Annotated in this window: 17 protein-coding genes; 12 read left to right on the top strand and 5 right to left on the bottom strand. The window is 26.6% G+C overall.

The annotated features are described in order from the left end of the window. Positions 1 to 252: 252 nt before the first annotated feature. From tuf to EXC53_RS00040, 9 genes are all read left to right on the top strand, one after another. Positions 253 to 1,440 (top strand): elongation factor Tu, encoded by a 1,188-nt coding sequence (gene tuf / locus EXC53_RS00080; RefSeq protein WP_119572352.1) that lies wholly within the window; start codon positions 253 to 255, stop codon positions 1,438 to 1,440. A 608-nt stretch (positions 1,441 to 2,048) separates the two neighbouring features. Then, positions 2,049 to 2,585, top strand: coding sequence for a tRNA (cytidine(34)-2'-O)-methyltransferase (locus tag EXC53_RS00075; protein ID WP_119572322.1), 537 nt, complete (start codon positions 2,049 to 2,051; stop codon positions 2,583 to 2,585). Then, positions 2,569 to 3,315 (top strand): TrmH family RNA methyltransferase, encoded by a 747-nt coding sequence (locus tag EXC53_RS00070; RefSeq protein ID WP_119572323.1) that lies wholly within the window; start codon positions 2,569 to 2,571, stop codon positions 3,313 to 3,315. Before EXC53_RS00075 ends, EXC53_RS00070 begins: the two co-directional genes overlap by 17 nt. Positions 3,316 to 3,322: 7 nt before the next feature. Then, positions 3,323 to 3,610 carry a DivIVA domain-containing protein gene (locus tag EXC53_RS00065; RefSeq protein ID WP_119572324.1) on the top strand — a complete coding sequence of 96 codons (288 nt, stop codon included), beginning with the start codon at positions 3,323 to 3,325 and terminating at the stop codon, positions 3,608 to 3,610. Continuing rightward, on the top strand, positions 3,600 to 4,463 hold the full coding sequence (ylqF, locus tag EXC53_RS00060) for a ribosome biogenesis GTPase YlqF (protein WP_119572325.1): 864 nt from the start codon (positions 3,600 to 3,602) through the stop codon (positions 4,461 to 4,463). Before EXC53_RS00065 ends, ylqF begins: the two co-directional genes overlap by 11 nt. Before the next feature lie 56 nt (positions 4,464 to 4,519). Further along, positions 4,520 to 4,900 carry an IMPACT family protein gene (locus tag EXC53_RS00055; protein ID WP_129724493.1) on the top strand — a complete coding sequence of 127 codons (381 nt, stop codon included), beginning with the start codon at positions 4,520 to 4,522 and terminating at the stop codon, positions 4,898 to 4,900. A gap of 7 nt (positions 4,901 to 4,907) precedes the next feature. Next, the gene (locus tag EXC53_RS00050; protein ID WP_129724491.1) at positions 4,908 to 5,156 is read left to right on the top strand and encodes a hypothetical protein; all 249 of its coding nucleotides are present in this window, start codon (positions 4,908 to 4,910) and stop codon (positions 5,154 to 5,156) included. 708 nt (positions 5,157 to 5,864) lie between these two features. Further along, complete coding sequence (locus tag EXC53_RS00045; RefSeq protein ID WP_223214496.1) at positions 5,865 to 6,833, top strand: M17 family metallopeptidase; 969 nt, start codon at positions 5,865 to 5,867, stop codon at positions 6,831 to 6,833. A 71-nt stretch (positions 6,834 to 6,904) separates the two neighbouring features. After that, on the top strand, positions 6,905 to 8,287 hold the full coding sequence (locus EXC53_RS00040) for a M17 family metallopeptidase (RefSeq protein ID WP_119572337.1): 1,383 nt from the start codon (positions 6,905 to 6,907) through the stop codon (positions 8,285 to 8,287). Positions 8,288 to 8,331: 44 nt separating this feature from the next. On the opposite strand, the gene EXC53_RS00035 is transcribed toward EXC53_RS00040, so the two are convergent. The 3 genes from EXC53_RS00035 to EXC53_RS00025 all read right to left on the bottom strand — a co-directional run bounded on the left by EXC53_RS00035 (position 8,332) and on the right by EXC53_RS00025 (position 11,821). Continuing rightward, positions 8,332 to 9,270 carry an SPFH domain-containing protein gene (locus tag EXC53_RS00035; RefSeq protein WP_119572357.1) on the bottom strand — a complete coding sequence of 313 codons (939 nt, stop codon included), beginning with the start codon at positions 9,268 to 9,270 and terminating at the stop codon, positions 8,332 to 8,334. Positions 9,271 to 9,381: 111 nt separating this feature from the next. Then, entirely contained in the window at positions 9,382 to 10,596 is a 1,215-nt protein-coding gene (locus EXC53_RS00030; protein ID WP_129724487.1) for an IS3 family transposase, read from the bottom strand. A gap of 49 nt (positions 10,597 to 10,645) precedes the next feature. Then, entirely contained in the window at positions 10,646 to 11,821 is a 1,176-nt protein-coding gene (locus EXC53_RS00025; protein WP_119572155.1) for a Cof-type HAD-IIB family hydrolase, read from the bottom strand. Between the two features lie 324 nt (positions 11,822 to 12,145). On the opposite strand from EXC53_RS00025, the gene dcm reads away from it, so the two are divergent. Further along, positions 12,146 to 13,387 (top strand): DNA (cytosine-5-)-methyltransferase, encoded by a 1,242-nt coding sequence (dcm, locus tag EXC53_RS00020; RefSeq protein WP_119572156.1) that lies wholly within the window; start codon positions 12,146 to 12,148, stop codon positions 13,385 to 13,387. A 2-nt stretch (positions 13,388 to 13,389) separates the two neighbouring features. Continuing rightward, a complete protein-coding gene (locus EXC53_RS00015; RefSeq protein WP_119572157.1) occupies positions 13,390 to 16,266 on the top strand; it encodes a DUF262 domain-containing protein in 2,877 nt (958 codons plus the stop codon). A gap of 19 nt (positions 16,267 to 16,285) precedes the next feature. On the opposite strand, the gene EXC53_RS00010 is transcribed toward EXC53_RS00015, so the two are convergent. Beyond that, a complete protein-coding gene (locus tag EXC53_RS00010) occupies positions 16,286 to 17,656 on the bottom strand; it encodes a hypothetical protein (protein ID WP_119572158.1) in 1,371 nt (456 codons plus the stop codon). 146 nt (positions 17,657 to 17,802) lie between these two features. On the opposite strand from EXC53_RS00010, the gene EXC53_RS00005 reads away from it, so the two are divergent. Beyond that, positions 17,803 to 20,232: a phosphatidylinositol-specific phospholipase C domain-containing protein gene (locus tag EXC53_RS00005; RefSeq protein WP_129724485.1), complete on the top strand. Its 2,430-nt coding sequence runs from the start codon at positions 17,803 to 17,805 to the stop codon at positions 20,230 to 20,232. Between the two features lie 158 nt (positions 20,233 to 20,390). Here the strand turns inward: EXC53_RS00005 and EXC53_RS04170 are convergent. Further along, positions 20,391 to 20,707 (bottom strand): IS3 family transposase (locus EXC53_RS04170; RefSeq protein WP_165260966.1); only part of this gene is annotated, 317 nt, incomplete at its 5' end.

Raw genomic sequence — 20,707 nt, 5'->3', positions numbered from 1 at the left:
TTATTTATAAATTTGTCAAATTTTGTAAATATCTTTTTTTTGCTAAAATATATTTATAAATTTTTAAAAAATTACATAATAATTTAAATATGACAGGTTAATTTATTTTTATTTTATTTGCTAAAATATATATTGCTAATTAAATTATTAAGGACAGGACCTAGGTGAAAGACTAGGCTTTGGTTGGTTTTAGCGCTAGAACACATATATTTATCTAATAAAATAATATAAATTAGATTGGAAAGGAATAATATGGCAAAATTAGATTTTGACCGTAGTAAAGAACACGTTAACGTTGGAACAATCGGACACGTTGACCACGGTAAAACTACATTAACAGCAGCTATTGCTACAACATTAGCTAAAAAAGGATTATCAGAAGCTCGTGATTACGCTTCAATCGATAACGCACCAGAAGAAAAAGCACGTGGAATTACAATTAACACATCACACATCGAATATCAAACAGAAAAAAGACACTACGCACACGTAGACTGTCCAGGTCACGCTGACTACGTTAAAAACATGATTACAGGGGCAGCTCAAATGGACGGAGCTATCTTAGTTGTTGCTGCAACAGATGGACCTATGCCTCAAACACGTGAACACATCCTTCTTTCAAAACAAGTTGGTGTACCACGTATGGTTGTTTTCTTAAACAAATGTGATATGTTAGAAGGTGAAGAAGACATGATCGAATTAGTTGAAGTTGAAATTCGTGAACTTCTTTCAGAATACGGATTTGACGGAGATAACGCTCCAATTATCCGTGGATCAGCTTTAAAAGCACTTGAAGGTGATGAAAAATACGAAGCTAAAATTATGGAACTTATGGACGCTGTTGATTCATACATCGAAACACCAGTTAAAGAATTTGACAAACCATTCTTAATGGCTGTTGAAGACGTTTTCACAATTACAGGACGTGGAACTGTTGCAACAGGACGTGTTGAACGTGGTAAATTACAATTAAACGATGAAGTTGAAATCGTTGGATTAAAACCTACTAAGAAAACAGTTGTTACAGGAATCGAAATGTTCCGTAAAAACCTTAAAGAAGCTATGGCTGGAGATAACGCAGGATTATTACTTCGTGGAGTTAACCGTGAAGAAGTTGAACGTGGACAAGTTTTAGCTAAACCAGGATCAATCGTTCCTCACACAGAATTCGAAGCTGCAATTTATGTACTTAAAAAAGAAGAAGGTGGACGTCACACACCATTCTTCAAAAACTATAAACCTCAATTCTACTTCCGCACAACAGATGTAACAGGTGGAGTTGAATTTGAAGCTGGACGTGAAATGGTTATGCCAGGTGAAAACGTTAACTTAAAAGTTAAATTAATCGCACCTATCGCTGTTGAAGAAGGAACAAAATTCTCAATCCGTGAAGGTGGACGTACAGTTGGTGCTGGTTCAGTAACAAAAATTATTAAATAGTTTTTACAAACCAGAATCATACTTAAAAATACCAAACAAAAGTTTGGTATTTTTCTTTTTAATATAGTTTTTAAGTTGTATAAGTTTTTAAAAGTGATTTTTAAAATCTTTTTAAGTTTTCAAGATGGATTTTTGAATTTTTTTGCAGTTTTTACATAAATTACTTAAAAAGATTATTTTTAGCTCAAAAAAGTAGCTTTTTTATACTTTTTATAAAATTTTATTTTTGAAAATTGCTAGTTAAGATTTTTTAATTTTTCCTTTTAGGTTTATAATATAAATGTGGAAGTAAAAAATGAATATTTTTTCATGTAAATTTTTTGATGAGATTTAAGTCTAAAAGTAATTTATTCTGGTCAAATAGTTGCTTTAAGCCTTAAATTTAGGACTTAAAGGATTTACCTACAATTTATTTAAAGCTAGTTAATTTTAGTAAGTAATACTTCTTTCATTTATTTTCAATTCCACATTCTCACTCGAGAAATAGTTTTCTAAACTTTTTGGTGTTACTTTACAGAATTAACATTCAAATAGCAATAAGTAATTTTGTATATTTATTTCATTCATAAAAAACACACTCACGTGTGTTTTTTCTTTATAATATAAACATGTTAAATATAGTTTTATATCAACCCGAAATTTGTCCAAATACAGGAAATATTATTCGGACATGTTTTGCTCTTGGAGCAAAACTTCATATTATTAAACCAATTGGTTTTGATTTGCATCCCAAATGATTACGTAGATATGGTGCGGGAAGAATGCTTTCTGATATTAGACATGAAGTTCATGCATCATATGAAGATTTTTACAAAAAATATCATGATAAACAAATTTATTATGTTACTCGCTATGGTTTAAATTTATATAGTGATATTAATTATCAAGAAGTTTATGATCAAACCAAGGAAGTTTGATTAATGTTCGGAAGAGAATCAACAGGAATTGATAAGCAAATTCTTCAAAATAATTTATCAAATTGCATTAGAATTCCGATGGTTTCTGCGATGCGTTCTATTAATTTGGCTAATTGTGTAAGTATTTTAGGTTTTGAAGTGATGCGTCAATTAGATTTTCAAGATTTATCTAAATTCGAAGTAGAAAAAGGAAAAAATTACCTCATTGATAATGATTTTAACAAGTAAAACTAATCCGAAAATTAAAGAATTAAAAAAATTACAGCAAAAGAAATATCGTGATCAAGAAAATGCTTTTTTAATTGAAGGATATCATCTTGTCGATGAAGCTTTAAAACGGAATTTAAAATTAGAAATTTATGAAGTTTTAGATCACGCTAAATACTCTAATTCAACTTTAATTACATCTGATCTTATGAATTATTTAAGCACGACTGTGACACCGCAAAATGTAGTTGCAAAAGTAACTAAATTAAGTAATATTACTTCATTTGAATCTTTAGTTAATCTTCAAAAAATGAATAAAGTATTGGTTTTAAATAAACTACAAGATCCGGGTAATATTGGAACAATTTTACGTTTAGCTAAAGCGTTTGATTTTGATACTGTAATTTTAGAACAAATAGATCCGTATAATTCTAAAATTATTCGCTCATCACAAGGTGCTTTATTTGATTTGAATTTAATTCTTTCAAATAATCTCAAAGTAAATTTAGAAACACTCAAAGAATCTAATTTTCAAGTTTATGAAACTTTATTAGATCCACAAGCTCAAAAATTAAATGATGTGGTTTTTCCTAAAAATAAGATTGTAGTTGTTGTTGGTAATGAAGGACAAGGAATTAGCAAGGAACTTTGAGATTTAGCTGATGTTAAAGTTTATATCCCAATTTCTTTTGAAAGTTTAAATGTAGCTTGTGCTACTGCAATTGTTTTAGATAAAATCAGAAATAGATAGGAGTAAAATGAAAGATATTTTAGAAAACATTAAATCTAAAATTATTAACGCAACCTTTAATCTAAATATTGAAGGATATTCACGTGAAGAAGTGGATGCTTTTTTAGAAACAACTTTATCACTAATTAATTTGGTAGCTCAGGATGGAGAATTATTGCAACAAGAAGTCGAAAAGAAAAATTTGATAATTCAAGATCAAAAACAAACAATTGATACATTAAAATACGAAGAAACTCGTTTGAAAATTCAAATTCAAAAACTAGAACGAGAATTAAAGGAATCAAATGTCAAATAATGATATTAAATTAGACGAAAATTATCAAAATTTAATTCAATGATTCCCTGGTCATATGGCCAAGGCAATGCGTGATATTAAAGAAAATGCAAATTTATGTGATGTGTTTATTGTAGTCTTGGATGCTCGATGTCCAATTAGTTCATATAATGAAGATTTTGATGCAATTTCCCCACAAAAACCAAGACTTTTTATTGTGACAAAAAGTGATTTAATGGATAAATCTAAGAAAGATCAAATTAATCAAAGATTTCAAGGAGAAAACATTCTTTGATTAGATTTGCGTAAAGCCTCATCTAAAAAAATTATTTTAAATAAATTAAAACAAATTATGCAAGCTAAGATTAATCGTGATAAAGCCAAAGGATTGCTTATTTCACGGATTAAATCATTTGTTGTTGGTGTTCCAAATTGCGGAAAGAGTACCTTGATTAATTTAGTATCAGAAAAAGCAAAATTGAAAGTAGCCAATTATCCAGGGGTAACACGTGAGAAAAAGTGAGTAGTTAATGGTGAGTTTTTATTTATGGATACTCCTGGTATTTTGCTTCCTAAATTTGATGATCAAGAAATTGCAGTTAAACTTTTAACAATTGGATCAATTAAATTAGAAAATTTTCCAACTGAATTTAGTGCAATAGCAATGTGAAAACTACTTAGTAAATATTATCCAGAGAAACTTACTAAGTTAGGTTTTGAACCAAGTTTTTCAGATCAAGAAATTTACGGATTTTTCCACGATTATGCAGAGCATTTTAAGTTTTTTAAAGAAAAAGGAAAAGTAGATTTAGATAAAGCACAAAAACACTTTATTAATTATTGTAGAAACCTAAATGATGTTACTTATGATTAAATGCCCTTGGCATTTTTTCTTTTTTAACAGGAAAGCAAAAGTATATAATTTAACAAATGTATATAGTAGAAGAATTAATAGTCAAAAAATCTCGTTTTATTGCATATTGTTTTGATTTTGATGCAAAAGAAAATTTAAAACAAATTCTTGCTAATTTAAAAAAAGAACACAAAAAATCTCGTCATATTTGTTATGCTTACTTAATTTATCAAAACGGTACTGAAAGTGCTGGGTTTAGCGATGATGGCGAACCAAAGAACACTGCTGGACGCCCGATTTATGATCTTTTAAAGCTTAAAAATATTCACAACAAATTGATTGTGGTCGTTCGCTATTTTGGAGGAATCAAACTAGGTGCAGGTGGGCTAGTTCGTGCCTATCGTTCAGGTTCAAATATTTTTAAAGGAGAAAAAATGGGTAAACATTTTGCATTATAATTGTAATATGAATAAAAAACCAAGAAAGCCTGGAACCGGTAGGTCAAGAAAAGTGAAAGAACAAGATATAAATTGAGACATTTTTACACGAGAAGATTTAATTGAAATTGCAAAAAGATATAGAGAAATTACAAAAGATAAATTTAAAACAGAGAAAGTTCAAGAGGCATCACATATTAGTATAGTTTCGCAATATCCAAACATAAAAGAAACAATTTTGCTCCTAGGATATGGTAGACATCTTAAAGCACTATAAAATAGACATAAACGAAAGAACTCTGGGAAGATATATGAATGTAAAACATTGTTAATAGAGATTATAATGATGTATATAATATATATGCTACTGATGTAACATATTCAGGACAAAGATGCATAACATAATGTTACATATAATAACATAAATAAAAATAATAGTTTTTTTAATTAATGATCAATAATTTACAAACATTGAAAATGGATTTGAAAAATTATATACATTCAGATCATGTCAACTATACATCTGATGATTTTTCTTTATTCAAATAATAATTACTTTAAAGTAGAAAGTTTAATAAAAGTGGAATATTGATTTCAAATTAAAATGAATAATAGAATTAAATATCAAAGCTATACTGAGTGAACTAAAAAATGATATCTATTATTCATATAAAAATAGAATAATATGAATGAAAAACAACAATATAGTATCAATTAATAAATTTAATTTTCTGTCAGTTAAACCGCATTTGATTTAATTGAGGGAGTTTTAACTTTAACAAATAATTTACAAAGAAGTTATCAAGTAGATTTAGCTAGTTTTGAAACTGAAAATTTATCAAAACAAGAATTACTTAGAATTTTTGTTCTTAAATACAATTTTGCCAAAGCAAAATTATTCAAAAAAACAATTGAAACAGAAACATCAGAGAAAGAATCTGTTTTAGAACTTTATCTTGAAAATATTAGTGATCAAGAGCAAGCTTTGATTACTAAATTAAATATTCTTGCGAATGCAATTAATAAAGTTAGAGATTTTCAAATTAAACCTGAAAACTTTTTAAATTCAGAAATGCTAGCAGCAGAAGTAGCACATGATTTTTCGGGAATTGAAGGTTTAAATGTGCAAACTTTAACAAAAAAAGAAATTCAAGCAAATAACATGGGGTTATTACTTTCTGTGAATCAAGGAAGCATTCATGAACCAAGAGTTTTAATTGCTTCATACCAAGGAAATCCTGAAAGCGAAGAAAACACTGTTTTAGTTGGTAAGGGAATTACTTTTGACACTGGTGGAGTAAATACCAAAGGATATCATATGTCAGGAATGAAATATGATATGTCAGGTTCAGTTATTGTTGCTTATGTTGTTAAGGTTTTAGCACTCTTAAAAGCAAAAGTTAATGTAAGTGCAATTATGTGTATCACAGATAATCGAATCAATCATGATGCATCACTTCCTGAAAATGTTTATCAATCAATGAGTGGAAAATGAGTTGAAGTTGTAGACACAGACGCTGAAGGTAGATTAGTTTTAGCTGATGGTCTTTATTATGGAGCTTCAAAGTTAAATGCTAAAACTTTAATTAGCGTCGCAACTTTAACAGGTGCAATTTTAACTAGTTTAGGAAATGTTTATACTGGAATTTGATCAACAAATGATACTAAATGAAATATCTTGAACCAAGCTTCAAAACAAGCTTTAGAAAAAGTGTGAAGAATGCCTTTACATGAAGATTTTAATAAGGGAAATAAAGGTTCAAAAGTTGCTGATTTAGCAAGTTGATCAAGCACTGTGAAACAAGATTCTAGTCAAGCTGCTATGTTTTTAAAAGAATTCACTAATGGTGTTGATTTCATTCACTGTGATGTGGCTGGTACCGCTGATAAAAATGGTGAACCACAAGGTGAGCTTGTTGCAACTTTGGTTGAATATCTTTTAAATAGCAATTAAGTCAATTGTTTTAAAATCTTTTAAAAAAGAATAAAATATAGATAATTTATTAATTACTTAGAAAGGAAAATATGTTTATTAAAAATATCGATAACCAAAAAAATGGTTCAATTCTTTTAAAAGCAGTATTTAAAGGTGATGAATATCCATCAACATTAATTGCTAAAAATAATGTAGTAACAGAATATTTTGACAAAAATGAAGCTTTAGTTTACTTAGGAGATCTTGAAAAATATGATGCTAAGGCTTTAGCTAGTTTTGCAAAAGGTTTCTTTAGCTCTCTTTCAAGAAATGTTCAAGTTGATCTTGATTCTTTTGTTAAAGAAGGAAAAATTTGCATTCGTGATGTAATTAAAACATTTGTAAGTGCTATTAATTATGTTAAAGCAGATATTTATAGTGCAAAAACATCAAAAAAAGATGAGGAATTTACAGTTAGCTTATTCACAACTGTACCTGCTTCAGAATATGAAGCAGCTTTAAATGAAGCAATCGTGCTTTCAGATGCTGTGAATTTTGCAAGAAACTTACAAGTAACACCTCCAAACATTTGTAATTCAGAATGATTAGCTGAACATGTTGTTAATGACTTAAAACAATACGATAACTTAAAAGTTACAGTACTTGATAAAAAAGCAATTGAAGAATTAGGAATGGGTCTTTTACTTTCAGTTAACCGTGGAAGTATGTATGAACCACGTGTAGTTGTAATTGAATACAATGGAAATCCAGAAAGTAATGAAAAAATAGTTTATGTTGGTAAAGGAATTACTTTTGACTCAGGAGGGTATAGCTTAAAACCTTCAAGAAGTATGCTTGGAATGAAATTTGACATGTCAGGATCAGCTTTTGTTGCAAGTGCTTTAAAAGCAATTGCTCAATTAAAACCTAAAACAAATGTTGCTGCTGTAATGTGTATTACAGATAACCGTGTAAATGGTGATGCTTCATTACCTGATTCAGTTTGAACATCAATGAATGGTAAAACAGTTGAAATTAACAACACAGATGCCGAAGGAAGATTAGTAATGGCAGATGGTTTAACATATGCTGTAAGAAATCTTAAAGCAACTCGTTTAGTTGATGTTGCGACTTTAACAGGAGCAATTTTAGTTGCGTTAGGAAGCACATACACAGGTGTGTGAGCTACTTCAGAACAAGCTTGAGAAGATCTTTCAAGTGCTGCTAATAAACAAAAAGAATTAGTATGAAGAATGCCATTAGATGAAGCTTTTGCAAAAGAAATTAGAAACTCTGTTGTTGCAGATCTTAAAAATACAGATCTTTCAGGAGCAGGTGGTGGAAGCTCTTCTGCTGCAATGTTCTTAAAAGAATTTACAGAAGATGTTGAATACATTCATTTAGATGTAGCTGGGACAGCTGATCTTGGTGGAAGACCAACTGGAGTTATGGTTAGAACTTTAGTTCAATTAGCTTTAGATTCTAAAAAATAATGTTGATTTAAAAAAGCAACCTAAGTTTGGTTGCTTTTTTCTTTCTAGTTTGAACTATTTTTATTGTCTTTACTATTTACTGTTTTGAAAATTTCGGTTGCAGAAGCAATTTGTCCTGCAAAGTCAGAAACATTTGCTGGAATGATTAATTTTGTTGCATTTCCGTTTGATAAATCAGTTAATTTTTCAATCGCTTTTAAGGTTAAAACTTCTTTGTTTAATTTAGCTTCATTAATAATGTTGATAGCTTCTCTTTGTCCTTCAGCTTCAAGAATTAATTTTTGTTTTTCAGCTTCTGCCGCTAGCAAGGTTCTACTTTTTTCAGCTTCGGCATTTAAAATTGTAGATTGTCTTCTTCCTTCCGCTTTTAAAATTTCACTTTGTTTAATTCCTTCAGCTTCTAAAATTAAAGCTCTTTTATCACGCTCAGCTTGCATTTGACGAACCATCGCTTCTTGAATTTCACGAGGTGGCATAATGTTTTTGATTTCAATTCTAGTAATCTTAATTCCTCAAGGGTCACTAACTTTATCAATAATTTCTGTCAACTTTGCATTAATGATTTCACGAGAAGTTAAAGAATCATCAAGATCCATCTCCCCGATTAAATTTCTTAAAGTGGTTGCTGTTAAGTTTTCAACAGCATTAACTGGTTTTTCAGCTCCATATGCGTATAATTTTGGATCGATGATTTTTAAGTAAGTTACTGTATCAACTTTAATTGTCGCATTATCTTTGGTAATAACAAGTTGCGGCTGGAAGTCATAAAATTTTTCTTTAGTACTATCTTTGATTAAAACACGATCAATAAAAGGAACGATAAAGTGAATTCCTTTGGTTAATGTTGCGTGATATTTACCAAATCTTTGAATAATAATAAAATCTTTTTCAGAAACAATTTTAATACATGGTATTAAAATGAATAATATCAATAAAATAATAATAGCTAAAACAACTAATCCAATAATTTGTCCTGCTGACATTTTTACTCCTTTTTTAATATATTAACTATTTAAATTATATTATTTTTGATTTTCTAGTTGAGGAAAATTCAAAAAGAAAAAACGAACTACTTTAAACTAGGACAGAAAAAATTAACAATTTATTAAATTGGATAGCCCCATACTATATTCGTATGGGGTTTTTCAATTCAAACATGATTGAATTCTAAATTTATTGTATCAATGAACATAATTAGATATCACTTTTTCTAGTTCACTCAAAGTCACAGCTTTGATATTTAAATCTCTAATTAATTCAGTTTTTAAATTTGAAAATCAATATTCCACAACTCTATTATCTAAACTATTTCCTACTTTTGAAAGTGAAATTATTCCGCCTTTATTTTGAATAAAACGAGAAAAATCATCAGATGTATAAGTTGAGCAATGATCTGAATGTAGTATAAAACTTTTTTCAAAATCAACATTTTCAAATGTTTTGTAAATTAATTTGGAATCATTAAATTTAGAAAGAGAAAAACTAATTATTTCTTTAGTTTTATGTTTAATTACTACTGAAAGATAAACATTATTGTTTATTGCATCTTTTGTCGCTGGAAGATATGTTACATCAGTAGCATATATATTTCTGTTATCTACATCATTATAATCTCTATTAACAATGTTTTCTTTTATGACAGATGTATTCTTTACTTCTTTTAGTTTTTTTCTTTTTCTGATATTGCAAAATAAACCTAAGGCATTCATATATCTTCCCAGAGTTCTTTCGTTTATGTCTATTTTATAGTGCTTTAAGATAAAATATTTTAATTTTTGTCTACCATATTTAGACCTATTTTGTTTAAATGAATCAATAATCAAGTCTTGGTACTTTATTTTTCTGGATTTAATTCTAGGAGCAAAATTATTTCTTTTATGTTTGGATATTGTTTGTCTACAAAGATACAACAAAATAGCAAGTTTATACGAAGCCATATTAATATGTGATGCCTCTTGAACTTTTTCTGTTTTAAATTTATCTTTTGTAATTTCTCTATATCTTTTTGCAATTTCAATTAAATCTTCTCGTGTAAAAATGTCTCAATTTATATCTTGTTCTTTCGCTTTTCTTGACCTACCCGTTCCAGGCTTTCTTGGTTTTTTATTCATATTAAAATTATAATGTTTTAATATTCTTCGTAATCTTGCTTTCACATATTTATCTTTTGCTTTTGCACCATATTTATACATCAGTTCAATCGCATCCTTTTTACCTAATTGAAAAAATGTATTATAAATTTCTTTTTCTTGTTCTTCTGTAAAATGTTTACCCATTTTTTCTCCTTTAAAAATATAAAAAATTAACATTCGAAGGAATGTTAATTTTTATTGTCCTAGTTTAACTTTAATTCGTTTTTTAAATCTTTACCTTAAAATTCTTTTCTAGAAATTCACTAATTCAATCCGTGTTATGATCGGGTGCTTCTAAAAGTGCATAGTCTTTAATCTTTTCGAGTCCATTTGCCATGCTTGCACTATATTTGACCACCTCAAACATTGAAATATCATTTTCACTATCTCCAAAACAAATTGTCCGACTAAGATCTAAACCTTCTTTTTGAGCTAAAAAGTAAAGACCATTTCCTTTTGACGCACTTTGTCCCATGACATCATACATATCAAATCTCGAATATAAACCATGTAAACCTTCGAGTGAGTTAGCTAAAGCTTCAATTTGCTGCATTTCTTTTTTAGGTCTACTTTCAGTTAGTATTAAAAATTTACACACTTGATATTGATCAATATCAAGTGTTTGATCGATTTGTTGATAAAACTGAGGTTTTAAGAAATTGTAGTGATTTCTTTTACAAAAAAATCCACTTGCATTTGTTTCATGCCCAAGCATTCCATTGGTTGTGTATATAACAAATTCATAATTGAGTTCAATTAATTTTTGAAACATTAATTTTGCTGATTTTTTAGGCATTGCAGTATATTCTACAAGTTCATGAGTTTGATTATCGTAAAGCATTGCTCCATTAGATGTGATAATTGGATAATCAATTGGAAAATTATTAATTGCTTTTTGTAGAGTGTAATATGGTCTACCTGTTGCTATTATAATTTTTTTACCCATTTTTTGGAGTTTTAAAATTGCTTCTAAATTTTTTTCTCTTAAATTACTTTCTTCATCAAGCAAAGTTCCGTCCATGTCAAAAACAAAATTATCAATTTTGTTTAAATCTAGGTCTAATAATTGAAAACTAAATGCTAAAACACCATATTTTTGCTCATCTTCGTTTTTGTAGTGTTTATACATATCATGAAAGTCGAATTTTTCATCTGGAAGATAACCTAAAATCTCAGGATTATAACTTTTATACAAACTTTCAAAAGACTTAAATTGCTCAATTTTTGTAATTTGTGCAATTTGAAAGTGATTAGTTTCTTCATTTTTTATATTAATGAGATCACCAACTTTTAAATTTTGTCTTTCAGGGGTATTTAATCTAATTTCTATTCTTTTTGTTCCGCTTACTATTTTATTGAATCAATAATTAGTTACTTGGAATGTTTTTTTAATATTTTTCATCTTGTTTTTATTTTATCAATTTCATAAATAATTGAAAAATAAATGTTCTTATTAAGAATTGCTTAGTATCTATTCTCTCTTTTTATACTGCTATTTATTCTTGAAAAGTTTAAATTTGGATAGAAAATAATTAAATTATTTTGTTTTTAATCATTCTTATTAATAAAAACATTTAAACTCTGTATATAATTTAAATAATATGTGAGATATAATAGATAATTCGTATATATATATATATATATATTAAAATGTACTAATTTCAGAAACAATAATTTAACTAAATTAAAAGAATGCTTTTTGCGTTCTCTTTTTTAGTTTCTAGAAATGTCAAAAATTAAAGTTTTTGAAACATTTTCTGGAATTGGTGCACAACATAAAAGTTTAGACTGAGTTAATAAAAATCTTCAATTTAAAAATAAATTTGAAGTAGTAGCAACGGCTGATTGAGATATTCGTGCTATTATCGCTTACGCTGCAATTCACAATAAACTCAAAATAGATGAAATAGAAAAAATTTTATTAAAAAATAATATAAAAAATGAAGAAGAATTAAATAGCTACTTAAACAAACATGTTTTTAGTAGAGATTCTAAAAATCCAATTAAAAGCATAATTAATCAAAAAGAAGATCTTAAAAAAATCTTAGCAAGTGCAAACTTTATTAATAAAAATTATTCAGATATCAAAACTGTTACAGGAGAAGTTTTAGATAATCTTAAAATAGATCTTTTAACTTATTCTTTCCCTTGTCAAGGTCTATCTGTTGCTAGTATGGGTAGAGATAAAGGGATCAAGAATAAAGAAAGTACTAGTCATTTAATTTGAGAAATCGGAAGAATTTTAGAAGAATCAAATCATAAACCAAAATATTTATTGCTTGAAAATGTTAGAGGATTGGTTACAAAATATTCACACGAGTATGAAGAATGAAAACATTTTTTAAGTAATTTAGGTTATAAAACTTTTACTGGTATTTTAAATGCTTCAAATCACGGATCTTTACAAAATCGTGAGAGAGTTTTTGCCATTAGTGTTTTAAAAGATTATAAAACTCCTTTTAATAATGACGAAGAATACCTTTTATATTTAAATAAAATTGGGCAAAAATATGTTTTAAATGATATAGAAGAAAGAAAAAAGAAATATTTTAGTATTTTTGACTTAAATAACAAAAATATTAAAGAAGCATGATCTGCACTTATTAATGACACTCCATCAAGAAAAAAGGTTATTGATAGTTGTAAGAATTTAAGTTTAGCAGATCCAAGCTATAAAATCAATACTTTAACTACTAAACAAGATCGAATTCCTAACGCAGGTTATATTCCTATTTCTCATAATTTTGAGAAGAAATTGCAATATCGTTTTATTACTCCACGAGAAGCTTATAAAATCATGGGATTTGAAGATCTTGATTTTAACAAATTAGTACCTTTTGTTGAAGAAGGGATCTTAAATAATGATTGTCTATGAAGGCAAGCAGGAAATTCAATTGATGTCAATGTTCTAAAAAGGATTTTTGAAGTCATAGGTATTATTGACGAAATGAATAAAAATAAGAGGTAATTATGTCAACAACTAATAAAGAAAAAAATAAATATGTTTTTAATTATTGAAAAATAGGAACAAATACTAATAGTTATATTGAAACAAAATTATTTAATTTTTTAAAATCAAATTGAACAAAATTTCAAAATAATACCCTAAATTTTACACAAGAAGAATTAAACAAAGAAGATCCGAAAAACGCTAAAAACGCAGTATTTATGCAAGCAGCGAAAACTCTTTCTTTTATTGGGGTTTTAAAAGAAGAAAATAAAGAATATTTTTGAACCACAAAATTTTTAAACAAATTCCAAAAATTCGATCAATCTTTTTTAGAAAATAAAGAACAATTTATTCAAGAAATTTATGATTTTGGTTCAGAAGAACTAATTAATAAAATTGATGCATATGTTGAATTTTTAAAACAAAACTATGAAAATAGTAATGATGAAGAAGAATCTGATTTTAGAGAAAATTTACAAAAAAGAATTTTACTAGCTGATTCAAACTGAATTCATTCAATTTTAATTGATTTTGATGTAGAAGGCGAAACCCTATCAGAGGATAATAACTGAATTTTAGAATATAAAAAAATTTGAAATTTACCTGGTGTTCAAAAAGTGCAAGAAAAAAATTATTGAAAAACACTTGCTAAAAATACTTTAAACAATAAAAAATCACATATTAATGAAAAATGTAAAGATATTTTAAAAGTAGTTAATTATTTAGCACACAAAAATTCAGAAGAAGTTTTATTCCAAAATTTTCAATATACTTTTGACAAAAATAAGAAAAAAGAAGAATGTAAAGATTATGATAAAACAATAATTAGAGTGGATAGACTTCAAACAACAATTAAAACTGTTTTAGAATATTTCAATTGACTTAGAAAGAAACATATTTATATTCCATTTTATCAAAGAAAATATTCTTGAAATAAAGATTATTTAGAACGATTAATTGATGATATTGAGCTTTTGGCAGATAAATATCCATCTCATTCTTTCAAAAAAGGTGAAAATTATCATTTTTTAAGCACAATAACAACTAAATCAAAAGGTCATAGCAACAAAAACGAGATAATTGATGGTCAACAAAGAACTATTACATTAATTTTTACTAATTTTGCTTTATTTAAATATTTATGTCAAAGAAAAATCAAAGATTATGAAATTCCATGAATTTATGATTCTATGTTCAATAATTCTTATGATAACCAAGATTACGATAATCAAGATTTTGTTGGTAAATGAATTGACAACCCTTCCAAACTTAATGGACTTTTAAATTTTTCAAAACTTTTTGAAAATAATATAGAAGCAATCCAAGATATTTGAGGAGGAAAGAAAATTAATGGAAAAGAATCTAAACCTAACAAAATTAATCAAGATGAAGGCGAAAAACAATTAAAAGAAAATTTAATTTATATTTATAGCTATCTTTCTAATAAACTAGATCAAAAAGACGACTTATATGTCAAAGATTTTGTCGAAAGACTTTTATATGGTTTTGTTATTAATCACGTAGAAGTTCAAGAAGGTGCTTCTGAGCAAATTTTTGAAAGAATGAATTTAATGAGTAAAAAACTAAATAATCTAGAAATGCTTAAAGCTTATATTTATGAAAGATTAATTAATAAAGATTTAGAGGACAAAGAAATTCAAATTAATTTAGAAAACTTTATGCAATTATTTTATTCATTCTTTATTAAAGGGAAACCGAAAGCAGAAAATTTAGAAGTGACAGAAAGTCCAAATTTAAAACTTTTTACAACTTATTTAAATAATAAATATGAACTGAAAATGAATTCAAATTATGAGTATTCTCCTCTATATATCATTAAAAAGTTTTTGGAAATTCATTCAAATGAAGCTAAAGATGATTCATGATTAGAAGCTTTACTTTTAGAAAAACTTAAATTTCAATATTCATTGATCAAAAATCAAGAACATTTTAATAATTGAAAAAATGATTTTGACAAATTCAAAAAAATTTATCCTAAAAGAGAAAAAACTTCTAATCCAGATTTAATCGAATGACTATTTCCTTTTGTTTCTATGGCTTCAAAAGGGAATGTGACCGTTTTTCTTCCGTTAGTTATTTTTATTCTCGATTCTTTTGAAATTTTGGATAAAAAAATAGAAGGTGGTGAAACAAAAAAATTATCTATTTGAAGAGAAGTGATTAAATTATTATTCGAAATTGAAAGATTTACTTTTATTTGAAAAACAGCTAAATTTGAAGGGCAATCACTCTCACGTGGAGTTTACATTTTGATAGATAAACTCAAAAAAGAATCTAATTTAACTGCCCAAGCTCTTAGAAAGGGTCTTTTTGAATTAGTCTTTAACAATCAAAAAGTTCTTCTTGTTGATGATAAGTTTATTCTTGATGATGAATTTAAGTTAACTATTTACAACGAAATAGACAATAATTTCAAAAATAATGTAGATTCTAAATCAAGAAATAGTGAATATACAGAACTAATGTTTAGAATCATTTGATATTTAAAGAATTCAAGAAATTCTTTCCCAAGATTAAACTCATGATGACATATAGGGGAATTTGAAGTTTTATTCAAAGAACCTTCTTGAGATCATTTTTATGCCACAAATTCTAAAATAAAAAATCTTGACATTGAAAGTAATGAAGATAAAGACAAACTTATTAATTCTATCGGAAATGGATTTATACTTCAATCATCCTTAAATTCTAAATATAAAAATAACTCTGTTGAAGAAAAATATGACAATTTAAAAAAACAGACTGGAATTTTTTTATCTTTCGTTAATTCACAAGAAGGCTTAGAACCTTTATCTAAAGAATGAAATTCAGAAAAAATAGAAAAAAGAAGAGATGACATTGTTGAATTAATTAAAGAAATTTATTTAAAAAGTTAGCATTTTTCAGCTAACTTTTTTATTCTTGAATTTCAAATGAAATTAAATTACGATTAATAAATTTAGGATCCATAATTTTTTCTAAATCCTCAAATGATTTTATTTTTTCGCTTTTAGCAATATGAAATTCTCAAAGAATTAATTCGTTTTTAAAAACGGGATGATCATTGTTGTCACGAATAATTTTTAAATACGAACAAAATCATTCGATTTGATTAATTAATTCATTTGATAACTCTATTTGAGTTAAATCAAAACTAATTTTTCAAACAAAATCATTTGTCTTTTGAGCTTCACTATGTTCATCTTGATAAAGTTTTTGTGCTTGAAAAACTTCATCTAGGAAATCAATTAATTGTTCATGTTCTTTCGTAATTTTTCCAATTGATTTATATTCAATATTTGATGAGATGTTGTAACTTTTGATGTAATTTTTATTTTTAAAGTAAAGAAAAATTAATAAAATCCCAATTAAAACCAAAAGAGCTAAAAGTCCAAATCCAATGTAAATTAAATATTTAATTGATAAGCTTTCATTTCAAACGGATAAACCTTGGAAAACTTCAAAAAATAAGGTAGAGAGCACGAAAGTAAGTCCAAAAGCAATTAAGAAACGACCATTTCAAGTTGTGAGTTTCTTTGTCTTTTTTCAAAATTTAGGATCTTCGGAATTTGCAATTTTAATTCTTTGATAGATATCTTCGAAGAAATTATTTGAAAGTACTTTTAAATTAGAAACTGGGCTTACAACTTCTTTCTGATTATTTTTAAAAGTAGCATTTACATGTTTTCAATCAAATAGTCTTTGTTCAATTTGTTCAAGTGCATCAATTAAGACTTTATTTGAAATTTCTGCAATATCTTTGTTTTTAATAAAGTTCTCAAATCCTTTTCTAAATTCTTTTTGTTCAAGATTGTTTTGAAGCTCATTTTGAATTAAAGAAATTAATTGGATTTTAAAAGCTCTTCTTAAATTTTTATAGATCGCACTTTTTAAAGAATTGAATTTTTCGTGATTATCAGCTCATGTACTTGGGATAAAATTCACCAAGTCAATTTGTTTTAAATAGTTTTTATATCGAATTGGATCGTTAGAAGTTTTAATATATCCATTTTGAGATAAGTTTGTAACTAAAATTTCTCTTAAAGTTGTTTCATCAATTGGCTCAAAATGATCGTTTTTTTCTTCTTTGAAATCACATTTTGAAGGATCATTTTTTTGATCAAAACTTCTTTGTAAAAAAGTTTGATCAAAGCTAGTTTCTAGAAAAATAAAGCAAAGATTTTTTAAGAAGAGTAAAGTTCTTTGACTAATTGCTCGGTCAAACAATTCTTGGTAAATTGTTTTGATTTGTTCTATTGTTTTATTTATTGAAAATTCTTTTTTCATATTTTTAACTTTCTTATTACTTATTTTAACAAATCTTGATTATTTTGAAAACTTGCACATTTTTAGTTTTATAATTAAAACCACCTTAAAAGTTTATTTTAATTAATTAAAATAACTTTTTTAATCTAAAAGTTAAAGGAGATTTTATGAAAAAAACTTATAAATTATTTTTAGGAAGTATCATTCCTTCTTTAACTCTTCCGCTTGTACTTGTTTCAAGTACAAATTCTAATATTCCTCCTCAACGAAATATTAATGAATACCAAACCAGTTCTTTGGATATTACAGATACAAATTTGGAATTTAATGATTGAATGAAATATGTAGATGGTCAAAAGAGATTAGGAGATCTTTCGATCCCCGGAACACACAATTCTGCAATGTTTAGTGGTTGAGGTGCTAAATGATTTTTTGGACAAGCCTGAGCAAAAACTCAAAGTCGAAATTTTCAAAATCAATTAAAATCTGGAATTCGTTTTTTTGATCTTAGAATATCAACTGATATGTGAATTTATCATGGCAATGTTGGTTCAAATTATGACTTGAAAAAAGTTTTAAAAGAATTTGTAACCTTTTTAAAAGCACATCCAAATGAAGTTATTTTAATTCGTTATAAAGATGAAAATTCAGATCCTAAAAAGATGAGTTCTAGAGATGCGTTAGAATGAAAAAAAGAAATTGTAAAAACTTTTGAAAATCCTGAAATTCGTGATTATATTTATAAGAACAGTAGTCAAGACTCATTTGAAAATCCTACACTAGATTCTGTTCGGGGTAAAATTTTTGTTTTAGATAACATGCACAAAAATATTTGAAAAAATAATTTTAGCTATGGTGCTGCTTGATGATCTGTTTTAATTGATGTTCAAGATGAATGAAATACCACTGAACAAGTTAAAATGCAAAAAATTAAGGAAACTTTAAATCTTTCTAATAATGAAAATAACGGAAATCATTTAATTATTAATTTTACATCTAGATCAAAAGATAATAGTAAGCCTTACGAAACTCATAAAGAAATTAATAAACAAACTATGGCTTATTTAAAAGCTAACAATATATTAAGAACCGGAGTTTTAATTTTTGACTTCCCTGGCGATGCACTTCTTAAAAGAATAGTTCAAACAAATTACACTTATACCCAAGAAGAATTAAATCGTCCGAATCTTTTACCAAGAGTTAATTTAAACTTTTTTTCTCCAACAGCAGGTGAGAATTTTATTCAAGCTAACGCAAGCTTAGCAAATTTAGATCTTTCTGTTGAAATTTTAGATACAAAAAAAGAAGTAAGAACTCCTGTCAATGTTAGAATAGATATCAATTCAAATAGAATTTATTTACCTAATAATTTACAAGTAACAGATCGAATTATGATCACTTACAATCAAAAAACAATTCCAAATATTTATTACCCTCAGCCTCAAAAGTACAATCAAACTGTTAAGTGAGTTTCGGTTGAAAAAAATTCATTATTTGATCGTTTGCTCGCTAATTTAGAGAATAAAGTGCGTGAAGGAAGACGATCTTTAATTGAAATTACTGGTCTGGGTTCAAGTGAAACTAAACTTTTTACAAATTATTTTGCAAGACCTTTGATTCAACTTAAACAAAATCCAACCGTAACACAAGAATCAATTAACCAACTTCGTGATTTAAATTTAGCATTAAAAAACAATTTTGATACTTGATTAAATTTATTAAAAAAGAAAAAAGAAGTTGAAACAAAAATTCAACTTTTAAATCAAAGCTTAGTTTCAAATTACCTTAATCAAAATGACTTTGAATCATTTTTTCAAGAAATAAATAATCAAGAAGCAGAATATCAAAGAATTCTTTCTTTAAATTCTTTACCAACTATAGCTCAATGAAATTCTTATTTCAATTTTTATCAATCAGCAGATTTAAAAATTAGTTTTTTAAATGATATTATTGCTCAAAATCAAGCTTTTAATCGTGATTCATTTTTAAATAAACTTCATTTACCTAATAATTTAAATTGAGCAAATCAGTTTTATTTAAATTTAATTGATTCAAAATTAACTTTAATGAAAACTAATTTAGTTAACTCAATTTCTAATTTTAGTAATGATTCAAAATTATCAGCTAAACGAACAATCGAAAACTTAAACTCTCAATTTGTTAATTTTGGTAATTTTGTAGATTCTAGTTCTAATCAACTTAGTAATGCACTAGACTCAGCAACTAATTTATCAAGTGTGCAAAAAAACTTTTTCCACACTGATTTTGAAGCAGCTTTAACTTCTAATAGAAATTCTGATGTTACTAGTTTGATAGCTAAAATTAATCAATTTAATAGTTTTCTAGCAAATGTTGAGACTCAAATTGCAAACTATAATCAAGTACTAAGTTCAAATTACTATAATTTTGCTTCTAACATTCAAAAAACAAATTTTACTAACTGAACTAATCAATTAAAAGCCAATAAGTCAACTTGGAATTATGCTGAACTAAATAATTTAATTATCAAAATTAATAATTTAGTACAAGAAATGCAAAGAAATTTTGAAAGTTATGAAGCTCGTAAAAAACAACTTCAAATGAAGTTAATGGATTAACTTATATCAGTGATTTAGAAAAACAAAATTTCCAAAATGAACTAGAATCTAATCGAGATTTAGAACAGATGGAAATTAAAAAAGAGGCGTTAATTACAAAAAATAAAGAAAATGAGTCATTAATAAATTTTGCACTATCTAAACTAGGACAGAAAAAATTAACAATTTATTAAATTGGATAGCCCCATACTATATTCGTATGGGGTTTTTCAATTCAGACATGATTGAATTCTAAATTTATTGTATCAATGAACATAATTAGATATCACTTTTTCTAGTTCATTCAAAGTCATAGCTTTGATATTTAAATCTCTAATTAATTCAGTTTTTAAATTTGAAAATCAATATTCCACAACTCTATTATCTAAACTATTTCCTACTTTTGAAAGCGAAATTATTCCACCTTTATTTTGAATAAAACGAGAAAAATCATCAGATGTATAAGTTGAGCAATGATCTGAATGTAGTATAAAAC

It is taken from the genome of Mycoplasmopsis gallopavonis, assembly GCF_900660635.1.
Classification (GTDB): Bacteria; Bacillota_I; Bacilli_A; order Mycoplasmatales; family Metamycoplasmataceae; genus Mycoplasmopsis; species Mycoplasmopsis gallopavonis.
The sequence above is the reverse complement of the archived record's forward strand: the minus strand, read 5'-3'. Positions and strand labels throughout refer to the sequence as shown.